Below are 13,377 nucleotides of genomic sequence, written 5' to 3'. Positions count from 1 at the left end.
CCCGACTTGCCTGTCGGGAAAGCCAAAGGTAGCTTTCCCGGTGGGAAAGTAAAACGGGAACGGGGAGGCGATGGCCGTGAGCACACCGGTGGATGCCGAACAGGCATGGAGGGACCTGCAGCGCATCCGGGTGCCGCAGGAGAGGGTGTACGACGAGGTCGAGCGCTCCGCGTCCGGCGGCCCGGGCGCCACGTACTCCACGGCCGCGATCATGTGGGTCTTCCTGGTCGGCATGGGTCTGGAGCTGCCCACGTGGGGCGTCTGGCTGGCGCTCGCCGGGTATGTCGCGGTGCTGGGCCTGCTGGCCCGGGTGCACCATCGCAGGAGCCGGGTGCAGCTGCACCACTCCCGCTTCACCTGGCGGTCGTTCGCGGTCTTCGTCGCGGCGGCGGTGGTGACCGGCGGGACGATCCTGCTCTCCGGCCACCTGGTCGAGCCCCTGGAGCCGATGACGGGCAGCCTGGTCCGGGCCACGGTCACGGCGGCCGTGTTCGTGCTGTTCGTCGGGCCGGCGAACCGCTGGGCGACCGGCTCGCTGCGCGGGCGCGGGGAACGGGCGGTCGGCGAGGGGGCGGGCAGGTGAGCACCCCCTCCGGCTTCGACGAGCTGATCCACCCCTCCACCCGACTGTCGGTGGTCGCGCTCCTCGCCGCCACCGAGTGGGCGGACTTCGCGTTCGTCCGCGACAGCCTCTCGCTCAGCGACTCCGCGCTCTCCAAGCAGCTCCACACCCTGGAAGAGGCCGGATACCTGGAGATCCACAAGGAGGGCGGGGGCCGCCGACGGCGCACGAGGGTACGGCTGACGGACCGCGGGCGCACCGCCTTCGAAGGGCACGTGGCGGCGCTCCGGGCGATCGTCGAGGGCGCCGCGCCCCCGGCACCGACCGAGCCGGCACTCGCCGAGCCGCACCACGCGAAGGCGGAACGATGACGAACACCCCTGTACCGCCCGCGGCGCCCGTCATCGAGGCCCGCGACCTGACCATGACGTACGGCGAGACCGACGTCCTGCGCGGTATCGACCTGGACGTCCACCGCGGCGAGGTCTTCGCCCTGCTCGGGCCCAACGGTGCCGGGAAGACCACCACCGTCGAGATCCTGGAGGGCTTCCGGCAGCGCTCCGCCGGGGAGGTCCGCGTCCTCGGCACGGACCCGGCGCGGGGCGACGACGCCTGGCGCGGCCGTATCGGACTCGTCCTGCAGTCCTGGCGCGACCACCGCCGCTGGCGCGTCGCCGAGCTGCTGACCCACTTCGCGACGTACTACCCCGACCCGCGCGACCCGGCCGAACTGCTGGCCGTGGTCGGCCTCACCGGACAGGCCGACCGGCGGGTGGACCAGCTGTCCGGCGGCCAGCGCCGGCGACTCGACGTCGCGCTCGGCATCGTCGGCCGCCCCGAGCTGCTCTTCCTGGACGAACCGACGACCGGCTTCGACCCCGAGGCGCGGCACGAGTTCCACACCCTGGTCGAACGGCTGGCCCGCGACGAGGGCGTCACCGTCCTGCTCACCACGCACGACCTGGTGGAGGCCGAGCGGCTCGCCGACCGGATCGCCATGCTGGTCGGCGGCCGGATCCGGGCCTGCGGCACCCCCGCGGAACTGGCCCGGCGGGCCGCCGCACGGGCCGAGGTGCGCTGGACTGCCGACGACGGGACCGTCCGCCGCGAACGCACCGAGGACCCCTCCCGGCTGGTCTGGGAGCTCCACCGGGACGCGGCCGGCCCGATCCCCGGCCTGGAGGTCCGCCGCCCGACGCTGGAGGACACGTATCTGCACATGGTGCACCGAGAGGACAGCCCGGAGGACAGCCCCGAGGACGACGGACGGGACGGGGTCGTGACGAGCGAGGTGCGGGCCGCATGAGGCGGACACACTGGCGGGCCGGCCTGCAGCGCGGCGCCATCGAACTGCGGCACCTCCTGCGCAATCCCAAGGAGTTGTCCGGCCATCTGAGCAACGTGGTCGTCGCGCTGCTGGTCGCGGGCTACATCGGCGACGACTTGCCCGGCACCGACACGCCGATGGCCCATCTGGTCCTCGCGGGCTTCGCCGCCTATCTGCTGTTCCAGGTCGGGCTGGTCAACCTCCCCCAGATGCTCGTGACCGAGCGGGAGGAGGGCGCCCTGCTGCGGCTGCGCGCGACACCCGGCGGGATACCGGCCTACCTCGTCGCCAAGTGCCTGCTGGTGGTCGTCACGGCGGTCGGCACGCTGGCCCTGCTCCTGTTGACGGCGGCGGCGCTGGTGGACGGGCCGCTGCCGCAGGGGCCGGCGGACTGGCTGACGCTGCTGTGGGTCACCACGCTGGGCCTGCTCGCCGTCGTGCCGCTGGGCGCGGCCATCGGCGCCGTGCTGCCCAACCCGCGCGAGGCGCTGGCGTTGATCATGCTGCCCGTGATGGGTCTGCTGGCCACCTCCGGAACGGTCTTCCCGATCACCTCGCTGCCCGTGCCGGTCCAGCAGGTGGCCTCGGTCTTCCCGCTCAAGTGGATGGCCCAGGGCCTGCGTTCGGCGCTGCTGCCGGACTCCGCGCGGGCCGCCGAGGCGGCCGGTTCGTGGGAGCTGCCCATGGTGGCCCTGGTGCTGACCGCCTGGACGGTCCTCGGCTTCCTCCTGGCCGTTCCCCTCCTGCGCCGCGCCGCCCGCCGCGAGTCCGGCTCCCGCCTGACCGCGCGCCACCGCAAGGCGGCGATGTCCGCGTAGGCGGGGGCGTCACCCGTAGGTGGCGGGAGCGTGGCGGGCCGGACGGCGGATTCGGGTCAGCCGCCCACCTCCACGTTGTTGTTCGGGGCCCCGTCCCCGAACGGGGGGAGGTCGCCGCGCTCCACCGGCGTGCTGGGCACGGGTTCCGCGGAGGGCAGGACGCCGGCGGCCTCGGCCGCGTCGGGACGATGGGCGACGAGGGCGGCCTCGCGCAGGACGTCGCGCGGTACGGCGTCCGCCTCGGCGGAGACGCGCACGACGTGGCCCTCCTCGGGCACGGCGTACTCGTGGCGTCCGGCACCGGTGCGGTACCAGGCGTCGCCGTCGCGCTCGCACGCCGTGTGCTCGCCGGGCATGTCGCCGACCGGCTGCTCGGGGCAGGTGCCGGCGGTGATCGATCCCCGGTCGACCGAGAGGCGGAGCTGGGCGCCCGTCCCGTGGGAGACCCAGGTGGCGGAGAAGCCGTCGTCGCCGAGGACGCCGACGGACTGCTGGGCGAGGGTGAAACCGGGGGCCTCGGTGACATAGACCAGCTCGGGCGCCACGCCCAGCGCCTGCGCGCGGGCGGCGACTTCGCCCTGGCCGGCGTCGGAGGCGGCGGCCTCGGAGGATCCGACGTCGGGGGCTCCGGCGTCGGGGGCGCCGGCGGGGGAACCGGCCGCAGGGTCGGCGTCCGCCTTCTCGGAGCCGCAGGCGGTCAGCAGCAGCGGGAGGAGCAGCAGCACGGGCAGGACGCGCGTGGGACGAGTCATGCGGCCATCCTGCCGCACAGGTGTTCCACAGCCGGGCCCCACGTGTCCGATTCTTTCAAGACCGGGCCCGCACCTGCTGCCTACGGTGGCCCCATGACCGCACGATTCAACGCCATCGGCCTCGTCGTCTCCGACATGGCCGCGTCCGTGACCTTCTACCGCCGGCTCGGTTTCGCGTTCCCCGAGGGCGCCGAGGACCAGCCGCACGCAGAGGCCGAGCTGCCGGGCGGGATCCGGCTGCTGCTCGACACCGAGGAGACCGTCCGCTCCTTCCATCCCGGGTGGCAGCCGCCGGCGGGCGGCGGGCGGCACTCGCTCGCCCTGCTGTGCGACACGCCGGCCGAGGTCGACGCGCTCTACGAGGAGCTGACCGGCGCCGGCTGCCACGGCGAGCTCAAGCCCTGGGACGCCGTCTGGGGGCAGCGCTACGCCGTCGTGAACGACCCGGACGGCCACGGGGTCGACCTGTTCGCGCCGCTAGCCGCGCCGGCCGAGTAGCTCTCCGGTCGGCACGCCCGCCAACTCGCGTACGTCCCGCGCCAGATGCGCCTGGTCCGCGAAACCCGCCCGGGCGGCCGTCTCGGCCAGTGGTGTGCCGGCGCGGGCCAGGGCGAGGGCGCGCTGGAGGCGCAGGACGCGGGCCAGCGTCTTGGGGCCGTAGCCGAAGGCCGTCAGCGAGCGGCGGTGCAACTGGCGGGCGCCCACGCCCAGTTCGTCGGCGGTGGCGGCGACCGGCCGGCCCGCGTCGAGGGCGGCCACGATGCGGCGCAGCAACGGGTCGGGGGGTTCGGTGGCGGCCGCCCGGGACAGCGCCGCCTCCTCCAGCCCGCTCGCCGGGTCGGGGGCCGCGTTCACCCGCGCCGTCAGGCGCCGCACCTCTGCGGCCGGCCAGAGGTCGGTGAGTTCGACGCGCCGGTCGCGCAGTTCGTGCGCGGGGACGCCGAGGAGCGCGGGGGCGGTGCCGGGGTAGAAGCGCACGCCCGCCCAGGTGCCGGGGGCGCCGTCGGTGACGTGGGCGCGGGTGTCGGGGCCCGCGACCAGGAGCCGGCCGTCGTACCAGAGGAGGTCCATGCAGCCGTCCGGCAGGACACGTCCCGGGCCGGCTCCGGTCGGGGTGCTGGTCCACACCACCGCGCCGGTCAGCCGGGAGGCGCGTTCCGCATACACGCGTGCCAGGCTACGCCGCCGGGGTCCGGTACTCCTGGGGGCTGACGCCGTACACCCGCTTGAAGGCCGTGGAGAGGGCGAACGCGCTGCCGTAGCCGACCTGGCGGGCGATCGCGCCGAGCGTGTCCCCGGTGTCGCGCAGCCGGTCGGCGGCGAGGGCGAGGCGCCAGCCGGTGAGGTAGGCCATCGGGGGCTCGCCCACCAGGTCGGTGAAGTGGCGGGCGAGCGCGGCGCGGGACACCCCGGCCTTGGCGGCGAGGGACGCGACCGTCCAGGGGTGCGCCGGGTCGTCCTGGATCAGCCGCACCGCCCGGCCCACGACCGGGTCGCCCAGGGCGCGGTACCAGGCGGGCGGCTCGGCCCGCGGGCCGGCGAACCAGGCCCGTAGCACGGCGATGACCAGCAGGTCGAGGAGGCGGTCCAGGACGACCTCCTGGCCCGGCTCGTCCCGCGTCACCTCGGTCATCAGCAGCGGCGTCAGCGGGCAGTCCCACTGGTCGGAGGTGAGGGACAGCAGCGGCGGCAGGGCGTCCAGCAGCCGGCCGCCGATCTCGCCGCGCACCAGGTAGGTGCCGATCAGCAGGACCGCACCGGCGTCGGGCCGATCGCCCCAGGTGCGTACGCCGAGGTCCATCGAGCCGTTGAGGGGGCGTCCGTCGGGGTAGCTGCACGCGCCGCCCGGCAGGATCACCGCCTGCGGCGCCGTGGCGGGATCGTCGGCGCAGGTGTAGGGATCGGGGCCGCGCGCGATGGCGAGGTCCCCGGCCCGCAGCCGCAGCCGCTCCCCCGTGTCCGGCACGATCCAGGCGTCGCCGCGGACCATCAGCATCACCGTCAGCGGCGCCCGGTCCTCGACGCGCACGGCCCACGGCGGGTCGAAACAGGCACGGATCATGAACGCGCCCCGGGCGCGGGGGCCCTCCAGCAGACCGGCGAGTGCGTCCATGGCGTCAGCGTAGACGCACGCGTATGCCCGCGAGCCGTTCGGCGATGGGAACGTACGGCGCCCGGCAGTTGACTGGGAGCCATGACGGACAACGGCAACGTGGACATGAGTACGCAATCGGGCATGACGGTCGTGGTGACGGGGGCGTCCGGGCGTACCGGGCGGCGGGTGGCCGAGGCGGCGCGGGCGGCGGGGCTGACCGTGCGGGCGGCGTCCCGGGCCACCGGCTTCGACTGGCGGGACCGGTCGACCTGGGCGGACGTCCTGCGCGGCGCCGACGCGGCCTACCTGGCGTATCCCACGGACGTCGGCGCCCCCGACGCCGCGGGCGCGGTCGGGGCGCTGGCGCGGGAGGCGGCCGGGCTCGGCGTACGGCGGCTGGTGCTGCTGTCGGCGCGGGGCGAGGAGCAGGCGCGGCCCACCGAGGAGGCGCTGGCCGGGTCGGGCGCCGACTGGACGGTCGTACGGGCCGCCTGGTTCGCGCAGAACTTCAGCGAGGGGCCGCTGGTGGAGGAGCTGCGGCAGCACGGGGAGCTGGTGTTCCCGGCGGGTTACGAGGCCCGGGAGCCGTTCGTGGACCTGCGGGACGTCGCGGACGTGGTGGTGGCGGCCCTGACCTCCGGGGAGCGGTGTGCCGGGCGGGTGCTGGAGGTCTCGGGGCCCCGGCTGCTGACCTTCGCGGAGGCGGTCGCCGAGATCGCGAAGGAGGCGGGCCGCCCGCTGACGTACCGCGCCGTCTCGCCGCACGCCTACGGCGAGAACCTGGCCGGGTTCGGGGTGCCCACGGAGGAGGTCGCGTTCCTCGTGGAGCTGTTCGGCGCCCTGCTCGACGGCCGCAACGCCCATCTGTCGGACGGCGTCCAGCAGGTCCTGGGCCGGGCGCCGCGGGACTTCGGGGACTTCGTGCGGGAGGAGGTGGCGGCGGGGGCGTGGGCTCCGGACGCGTCCGGCCCACACTAGGCAGCGGCGGGTCCGCTACGACGCCTCCGGCTTGTCGTGATGCGTGTTGCCGTGGTTCGCCCTGTTGTTGCTCGCCTTGTTGTTGTTCGCCTTGTTGTGGTCCGCGGGCGGCGTGTTCTTCACGTGGGTGCGCAGGCGGGCCGTGACGTCCTCGGGGGGCAGGAAGCGGGACCAGCGTTCCGGGAACTCGGAGGGCATGTCGGGGTCCGCGTCGCCGCTCGCGGCGGCGCGGGCCACGTACTCGGCGACCTGGGCCCGCCGCAGCCGCTCGTTGGCCTCGCGGGCCGCGGCGGTGGCGGCGGCCGGCCACACGCGGTCGATGGCCGCGTTGACCGCGGCCCCGACGAGCACGGCGAACGCGGACACGCCGATCCACAGCAGCACGGCGACGGGCGCGGCGAGCGAGCCGTAGATGGTGGGGCCCTCGACGGTGCTGGTGAGGTAGATGCGCAGCAGGAAGCTGCCGAGCACCCACATGGCGAGGGCGACCAGCGCGCCGGGCACGTCCTCGATCCACGGGGAGCGCACGGGCACGGAGACGTGGTAGAGCGTGGTCAGGAAGGCGACGGACAGGATGATGACGACCGGCCAGTACAGCACCTGGACGACCGTCGTCGACCACGGCACGACCCGCACCACGGCGTCCGGACCGGCCACCATCAGTGGCAGCGCGACCGACCCGATGAGCAGCGCGACGAGGAAGAGCAGGAAGGCCATCAGGCGCGTCTTGACGATGCCCCGGACGCCGTCGAGGCCGTACATCACGGTGATGGTGTCGATGAAGACGTTCACCGCGCGGGAGCCCGACCACAGGGCGAACAGGAATCCGAGGGAGATGACGTCGGGTCTTCCGCCCTTCGTCACGTCGTCCAGGATCGGCTCGGTGATCTGCCGGACGCCCCGCTCGGAGAGCACCGCGCGGGAGGCGTCCAGGATGTTGGCGCGCAGGCTCTCGGTGGTGTCGGCGCCGATCCACAGGTCGACGTAGCCGAGCAGGCCGAGGACGCTCAGCAGCAGGGGCGGCACGGACAGCAGGGTGAAGAACGCGGCCTCGGCGGCGAGGCCGAGGATGCGGTACTCCATGCACGAGTTGACGGTGTCCTTGAGCAGCAGCCAGGCGGTCCTGCGTTTGGAGACGTTCCGATACAGAACCCGGGCGCGATGGAGCCGGCCGGAGGGCCGTTCGGGGGATTCACTTGCTGGCTGCACGCCCTAAAGGTATCCGTCGCGGGGGACCGCACTCATCCGCGGACTCCGTCGGGCCCGCGACAGCCCCCTCCCGTCCCTGGGCGCGATAGGTTCGCGGTCATGGCAGGCAGTACCCACATCGTGACGAACCAGGTCCCGCCGCTGGTCGGCTACGACGTCTTCACCGCCGACCGGGCGTTGTCGGAGGCGGTCGAACGCCATCTGGCGCCTCGGCTGCGCGAGGAGGCGCGGGCGGAGCTGTCGGGCCTGGGCCGCAGCTGCGGATCGGCCCAGACGCAGGAGTGGGGTGCGCTGGCCAACGCGAACCCGCCGGTCCTGCGCACCCACGACCGCTACGGCCACCGCGCCGACGAGGTCGACTTCCACCCGGCCTGGCACCGGCTGCTGGGCAAGGGCGTCTCGGCGGGGCTGACGGCGGCCTGGTCCCGGCCGGGCGGCCAGGTGCGGCGCGCGGCCGGTTTCCTCATGTGGACGCAGGTCGAGGCCGGCAACGGCTGCCCGCTGTCGATGACCCACGCGGCGGTGCCGGCCCTGCGGACCGACCCGGACCTCGCCGCCGAGTGGGAGCCGCGGCTGACCTCGCAGGTGTACGACCGTGAGCTGCGGCCCGCCCGTCTGAAGGCCGGTGCCCTGTTCGGGATGGGCATGACGGAGAAGCAGGGCGGCAGCGACGTGCGGGCCAACACCACGGCCGCCCGGCCGCTGGCCGAGGACGGCACGTACGAGCTGACCGGCCACAAGTGGTTCTGCTCGGCGCCGATGTCGGACGGGTTCCTGGTGCTGGCGCAGGCTCCGGGCGGGCTCACCTGCTTCCTGGTGCCGCGCGTGCTGGCGGACGGCACCCGCAACGTGTTCCTGATCCAGCGGCTCAAGGACAAGCTGGGCAACCGGTCCAACGCCTCGGCCGAGGTCGAGTTCGCCGGGACCTGGGCGCGCCGGGTCGGCGAGGAGGGGCGCGGGGTGCGCACCATCATCGACATGGTGGCGGCGACCCGGCTCGACTGCGTGCTGGGCTCGGCGGGGCTGATGAGGCAGGCCGTGGCGCAGGCGGTGCACCACTGCGCGTACCGGGAGGCCTTCGGCGGGAAGCTGATCGACAAGCCGCTGATGCGCAACGTGCTCGCGGATCTCGCGCTCGAGTCGGAGGCCGCCACCACGCTCGCGCTGCGGCTGGCCGCGGCCTGCGACGCCGCCGAGGGCGGGGACGAGCGGGAGCGGGCGCTGCTGCGGCTGGCGGTCCCGGCGGCGAAGTACTGGGTGACCAAGCGGTGCGCACCGGTGGCGGTGGAGGCCGCCGAATGCCTGGGCGGCAACGGGTACGTCGAGGAGTCCGGGCTGCCCCGGCTGGTGCGCGAGTCGCCGCTGAACTCCATCTGGGAGGGCGCGGGCAACGTGCAGGCCCTCGACGTGCTGCGGGCGCTGGGGCGGGAACCGCTGGCGCTGGACGCGTACCTCACCGAGGTCGGCCTGGCGCGCGGCGCCGATCACCGCCTGGACGGGGCGATCCGGGACCTGCTGACGGACCTGGCGGATCTGGAGGCCGCCGAGGGGCGGGCGCGGCGGCTCGTGGAGCGGCTGGCGCTGGTGCTCCAGGGGGCGCTGCTGGTGCGGTACGCGCCGCCGGAGGTCGCCGACGCGTTCTGCGCCGCGCGGCTGGGCGGTGACGGGGGCGCGGCCTTCGGCACGCTGCCGCCGACGCTCGATCTGGCGTCGGTGGTGGAGCGGGCCCGGCCGGCGGTCTGAGACCGCCGCCGCGCGGCGCGGGGGTGGTGCTGCGCCGACACGGCACCACCCCCGCCACACGGGCCTGTTCGGGCCGCGTACGCCGCTCGGGACGGCGTGGTTCAAGTTTCAGGCACCACGAAGGCCGCCCACCAGGGTTGCAGGGGGTTGCAACTTGCTGCCGACTGTGCGCGGACTGTGTTCTCGTGTCAGGGGAAAGCGGTCAGTACGAGACGAACATCCGGCTTCCGGGAGGACGGGGACCAGTGGCGCTCTCGCCGATGGACGTGACGCAGTTCGCCGCCGTCGACACGGCGCGTGCGGCACGGATGCTCAGCGACGTCCGCTCCGCCAGGCTCTCTGGCGGGCGCGCTCCGGTGGCGCCGCGTCCGGTGATCGAGCAGTCCTGGGAGCGGATGCTGCGCAGCGGGGTCGATCCGGAGCACGACTTCCGTTCCGGGCTGCTGTCCCCGGAGGAGGTGCAGCGGCGGCGGGAGTCCTCGGCGCTGCGGCATGTGCTGCCGGTGTTGCGGGAGGGGCTGTTGTCGGTCGCGGACGTCGCCCACCACATCATGGTGGTCGCCGACGACGACGGCCGGGTGCTGTGGCGGGAGGGCAGCACGCCGGTGCTGCGCAGGGCCGACGGGCTCGGTTTCGAACTCGGCGCGGACTGGCGGGAGGACGTGGTCGGCACCAACGGCGTGGGCACCCCGGCGGTCACCCGGCGGCCCGTACAGGTCTTCGCCTCCGAACACTTCGTACGGTCCCAGGCGACCTGGACCTGCGCGGGGGCGCCCATCACGGATCCGCGCAACGGCCGGCTGCTCGGCGTCGTCGACGTGAGCGGACCGCTGGAGACGATGCACCCGGCCACACTCGCCTGGGTCGACTCGGTGGCCAAGCTCGCCGAGGCCCGGCTGCGCGAACTGCACGTCCGGTCGCTGGAGCGGCTGCGGACGGTGGGGGCGCCGGTGCTGGCCCGGTTGGAGGGGCGGGCCCTGGTGGTGGACCGGGACGGCTGGACGGCGGCGGTGACGGGCATGCCGTACGTGGACCGCGTGGCGCTGCCCAAGTCCCCGGCGGCGGGGACCGGTTGGCTGCCGTCGTTCGGGGCGTGCACGGTGGAGCCGCTGGCGGAGGGGTGGCTGGTGCGGGCCGCCGAGGGGCCGGTGGCGCAGGGCGCCGTCCGGATCGTGCTGGATCTCGGACAGCGGCGCCGCTGGTCGGTGCGGGTGCTGACCGGTGCGGAGGCCTGGGACCGGGAACTGAGTCCGCGGCACGCCGAGTTGCTGTATCTGCTGGCCGTCCACCGTGGTGGCCGCAGCGCCGCGGGGCTGGCCCGGGACATGTTCGGGGACCCGGCCCGCACGGTGACGGTACGGGCGGAGATGTCGCGGGTGCGGAGGTACCTCGGGGCCTACCTGGAGCATCGGCCGTATCGTTTCTGCGAAGCCGCCGAGGTCGAGGTGCTCCTCCCGGACGACCCCCGCGACCTGCTTCCCCACTCGGCGGCACCGGCGGTGGCGGAACGCCGGGGGCCGGTACCGGCACTCTGAACGGCCGGCGCGCCCCGGATGGCCGCACATACGGCTGGACTACGCATATTTGCAGCGTCCGCGTCCGCGAACCCGTCCGTCTGTCGTAGCATCCTCTACGGACCGCCCCAGCTGCGCCACGGTCAACACAAGGACCGTCACGATCAGTTGGTCCGGTGCCTGTGGAGGTGTTCTATGAAGCAGCGCGGCAGACACCGCCGGCGCAGACGGGGCAGGGCAGTGCGCGCCACCCTGGCCGCGGCGGCCCTCGCACTGACCGGCGCCGCCACGATGATCAGCGCCTCGCAGGCCACGGTCGCCGACGATCCCGGCGCCCTGAAGCCCCTCACCTCCGCCGCCGAGACCGACGCGCTGCGGCTGACGGAGCACCGCGTACCGGCCGCCTGGCTCGACCGGCTCTCCTCCGCGATGGGTGAACCGGTGGGCGTCGACGCCGTCCTCGACTCCGCCGACCGCACCCTGCGCGGCGCCGCCGACTGCACGACCGGGGAGCGGGAGGCGCTGCCGGTCTCCCCCGCCGCCACCCGCGCCTACTGCTGGGACGACGCCGACACCGCGGGCTGGCGTCCCGGTGCGGTCACCACCTCCGGTGACGCCGAGGCGGACGGCCGCTGGGGCGCCCACCGCGTCGTCCTGTCCGCCTGGAGCCGCGACGACGGCACGCCCGAGGGCGGACTCGCGCGGGTCTCCTTCGTCGACGCCGACGACGCCGGCCGTCTGAGCTACGCCTCGGCCCTTCTCGCCGTCCCGGTCGACGGCGGCCAGGACTACCGGGGGCTCGCCTCCCCCGTCTCCGGCATGGTCTGGTACCAGGACAAGCTGCTGGTCACCAGCGGCGCCGGGGACCGCGAGGCGCTGTTCGTGTACGACATGGACCGGATCCAGCGGGTCACCACGCGGGCGGACGCCGTCGGGCGGGTGCCCGGGGGCTGGGCGGCGAACGGCCACCCGTACGTACTGCCCGCCGTCGCCTCGTACCGGCTCTCCGCCGCCGACGGCGCCGCACGCCCCGGCGCGATCTCCCTGGACCGCAGCACGGTCCCCGCCGGCCTGGTGGCGAGCGAGCGGGTGTCCGCGGAGGGCGACCGGCCCACCCGGCTGTGGCGCTACGCGTTCAGCACGGACCCGGCCCGCTCCGGACTGCCGGCCGCGGACTCCGCCGGGCGCGTCGAGGCGGTGGAGGCGTACGAGACCGGGGCGGCCGAGGTGGGGGGCGTGCTGTCGCACCGCCCGCCCGGCGCGGATCGGTCCGACTGGTACCTGGGGCGGGCGGCCGGCGGACAGAACGGGCGCGGGACCCTGTGGCGGCTGGACACGGAGGGCGCGCGGGCCGTGGAGTGCGGAGCGGACCACTCGCAGCGGTGCTGGAGCCGACCGGCGGGCTCCCTGTCGCACTGGGCGCAGACCGGTGAGGTCTGGTCGCAGTCGGGCCACATGCTCTTCGCCGTGCCGCTGAGGTCGGTCGAGGACGCGCTGCACTGACGGGATCGACAGATCTCCCGGGCGGATGATTTTCTGACCGGCATGACCAACATCGCCGTGACCACCTGGTCCCTGGAGCAGACGGCGCCGACCGATCTGCTGCCGGCCGCCGCACCGGAGGGGGACGTCCGGATCGTCCGCTCCGAGGTGCCCTCCCCCGAGTTCAGCCGCTTCCTGTACGCCTCGGTCGGCGGCGACATCCGTTGGACGGACCGGCTGGGCTGGGACTACGCGCGGTGGCGGGAGCACCTGGAGCGGCCCGGCGTGGAGACCTGGGTCGCCTACGACCACGGCACGCCCGCCGGGTACGTGGAGCTGACGCCCGGGGACGACGGGGTCGTGGAGATCGAGTACTTCGGTCTGATCCCGGCCTTCCGGGGCCGGCGCATCGGCGGCCACCTGCTCTCGTACGGCACCGCCCGCGCCTGGGACCTGGCGGACCGCTGGCCGGGGCTGGCCACGACCAAGCGGGTGTGGCTGCACACGTGCAGCAAGGACGGCGAGTACGCGATGGACAACTACCAGCGCCGCGGCTTCCGCCTGTTCGACACCAAGGTGGAGGAGGAGGCCGACGTGGCGACTCCCGGCCCCTGGCCGGGAGCGTTCCCCGCCTGACCGACCGCCTGACCGGGCCCCCGGGCCCCACATGTGATCCTGGACACCCTTGTCTCGCCCGACGAGACAAGGGTGTCCACATTTTGGATTAAGCTGGACTGTGTCCAGATCGCCGTGCCAGTCTTCCGTCATGCCTGGAACTGGAATTGCCTTGGTGAGTCGGCGGCACGTCGACCTCGGCCGCATGTCCAGCGCCATCTGTCCGGCCCGCTGAGAGCACCCTCCAGCACTACCGGATTTCCTGTCTTCGCCTCATTCCCG

General features: G+C 74.3%; 15 protein-coding genes. 11 read left to right on the top strand and 4 right to left on the bottom strand.

What is annotated here, in order from left to right; translation table 11 throughout:
* The first annotated feature begins 70 nt into the window (after window positions 1–70).
* From ACIGO6_RS11555 to ACIGO6_RS11540, 4 genes are read left to right on the top strand one after another with little or no spacing between them, the layout of a single operon-like run.
* A complete protein-coding gene (locus ACIGO6_RS11555) occupies window positions 71–583 on the top strand; it encodes a hypothetical protein (RefSeq protein ID WP_399874520.1) in 513 nt (170 codons plus the stop codon).
* The gene (locus tag ACIGO6_RS11550; protein ID WP_399874518.1) at window positions 580–933 is read left to right on the top strand and encodes a transcriptional regulator; all 354 of its coding nucleotides are present in this window, start codon (window positions 580–582) and stop codon (window positions 931–933) included. Before ACIGO6_RS11555 ends, ACIGO6_RS11550 begins: the two co-directional genes overlap by 4 nt.
* Entirely contained in the window at window positions 930–1,868 is a 939-nt protein-coding gene (locus ACIGO6_RS11545; RefSeq protein ID WP_399874516.1) for an ABC transporter ATP-binding protein, read from the top strand. Before ACIGO6_RS11550 ends, ACIGO6_RS11545 begins: the two co-directional genes overlap by 4 nt.
* Window positions 1,865–2,707, top strand: coding sequence for an ABC transporter permease (locus tag ACIGO6_RS11540; RefSeq protein WP_399874514.1), 843 nt, complete (start codon window positions 1,865–1,867; stop codon window positions 2,705–2,707). The genes ACIGO6_RS11545 and ACIGO6_RS11540 overlap by 4 nt, the downstream gene beginning before the upstream one ends.
* Before the next feature lie 56 nt (window positions 2,708–2,763).
* On the opposite strand, the gene ACIGO6_RS11535 is transcribed toward ACIGO6_RS11540, so the two are convergent.
* Window positions 2,764–3,459: a hypothetical protein gene (locus tag ACIGO6_RS11535; protein ID WP_399874512.1), complete on the bottom strand. Its 696-nt coding sequence runs from the start codon at window positions 3,457–3,459 to the stop codon at window positions 2,764–2,766.
* A 93-nt stretch (window positions 3,460–3,552) separates the two neighbouring features.
* On the opposite strand from ACIGO6_RS11535, the gene ACIGO6_RS11530 reads away from it, so the two are divergent.
* Complete coding sequence (locus tag ACIGO6_RS11530) at window positions 3,553–3,957, top strand: VOC family protein (protein ID WP_399874510.1); 405 nt, start codon at window positions 3,553–3,555, stop codon at window positions 3,955–3,957.
* Here ACIGO6_RS11530 and ACIGO6_RS11525 read toward each other — a convergent pair.
* Both ACIGO6_RS11525 and ACIGO6_RS11520 read right to left on the bottom strand, forming a co-directional pair.
* A complete protein-coding gene (locus tag ACIGO6_RS11525; RefSeq protein WP_399874508.1) occupies window positions 3,937–4,626 on the bottom strand; it encodes a helix-turn-helix domain-containing protein in 690 nt (229 codons plus the stop codon). The two genes, ACIGO6_RS11530 and ACIGO6_RS11525, sit on opposite strands and share 21 nt — an antisense overlap.
* Window positions 4,627–4,636: 10 nt before the next feature.
* Entirely contained in the window at window positions 4,637–5,572 is a 936-nt protein-coding gene (locus tag ACIGO6_RS11520) for an AraC family transcriptional regulator (RefSeq protein ID WP_399874506.1), read from the bottom strand.
* Window positions 5,573–5,653: 81 nt separating this feature from the next.
* Between ACIGO6_RS11520 and ACIGO6_RS11515 the strand changes: the two genes are divergently transcribed.
* Window positions 5,654–6,532 carry an NmrA family transcriptional regulator gene (locus ACIGO6_RS11515; RefSeq protein WP_399874504.1) on the top strand — a complete coding sequence of 293 codons (879 nt, stop codon included), beginning with the start codon at window positions 5,654–5,656 and terminating at the stop codon, window positions 6,530–6,532.
* A 15-nt stretch (window positions 6,533–6,547) separates the two neighbouring features.
* Here the strand turns inward: ACIGO6_RS11515 and ACIGO6_RS11510 are convergent, their stop codons facing one another.
* Window positions 6,548–7,741 (bottom strand): YihY/virulence factor BrkB family protein, encoded by a 1,194-nt coding sequence (locus tag ACIGO6_RS11510; RefSeq protein ID WP_399874502.1) that lies wholly within the window; start codon window positions 7,739–7,741, stop codon window positions 6,548–6,550.
* A gap of 99 nt (window positions 7,742–7,840) precedes the next feature.
* On the opposite strand from ACIGO6_RS11510, the gene ACIGO6_RS11505 reads away from it, so the two are divergent.
* The 5 genes from ACIGO6_RS11505 to ACIGO6_RS11485 all read left to right on the top strand — a co-directional run bounded on the left by ACIGO6_RS11505 (window position 7,841) and on the right by ACIGO6_RS11485 (window position 13,330).
* Window positions 7,841–9,484 (top strand): acyl-CoA dehydrogenase family protein, encoded by a 1,644-nt coding sequence (locus tag ACIGO6_RS11505; protein WP_399874500.1) that lies wholly within the window; start codon window positions 7,841–7,843, stop codon window positions 9,482–9,484.
* A gap of 245 nt (window positions 9,485–9,729) precedes the next feature.
* Complete coding sequence (locus ACIGO6_RS11500) at window positions 9,730–11,019, top strand: GAF domain-containing protein (RefSeq protein WP_399874498.1); 1,290 nt, start codon at window positions 9,730–9,732, stop codon at window positions 11,017–11,019.
* 174 nt (window positions 11,020–11,193) lie between these two features.
* Entirely contained in the window at window positions 11,194–12,501 is a 1,308-nt protein-coding gene (locus ACIGO6_RS11495) for a hypothetical protein (protein ID WP_399874496.1), read from the top strand.
* Window positions 12,502–12,543: 42 nt separating this feature from the next.
* Window positions 12,544–13,116, top strand: a complete 573-nt coding sequence (locus ACIGO6_RS11490; protein WP_399874494.1) for a GNAT family N-acetyltransferase — start codon at window positions 12,544–12,546, stop codon at window positions 13,114–13,116.
* A gap of 130 nt (window positions 13,117–13,246) precedes the next feature.
* The gene (locus tag ACIGO6_RS11485) at window positions 13,247–13,330 is read left to right on the top strand and encodes a putative leader peptide (RefSeq protein ID WP_310887545.1); all 84 of its coding nucleotides are present in this window, start codon (window positions 13,247–13,249) and stop codon (window positions 13,328–13,330) included.
* Window positions 13,331–13,377: the final 47 nt, after the last annotated feature.

The organism is Streptomyces sp. NPDC053750, from assembly GCF_044544295.1.
Lineage (GTDB): Bacteria > Actinomycetota > Actinomycetes > Streptomycetales > Streptomycetaceae > Streptomyces.
Note: the sequence above shows the minus strand (reverse complement) of the source record. Positions and strands in the feature narration are given on the sequence as shown.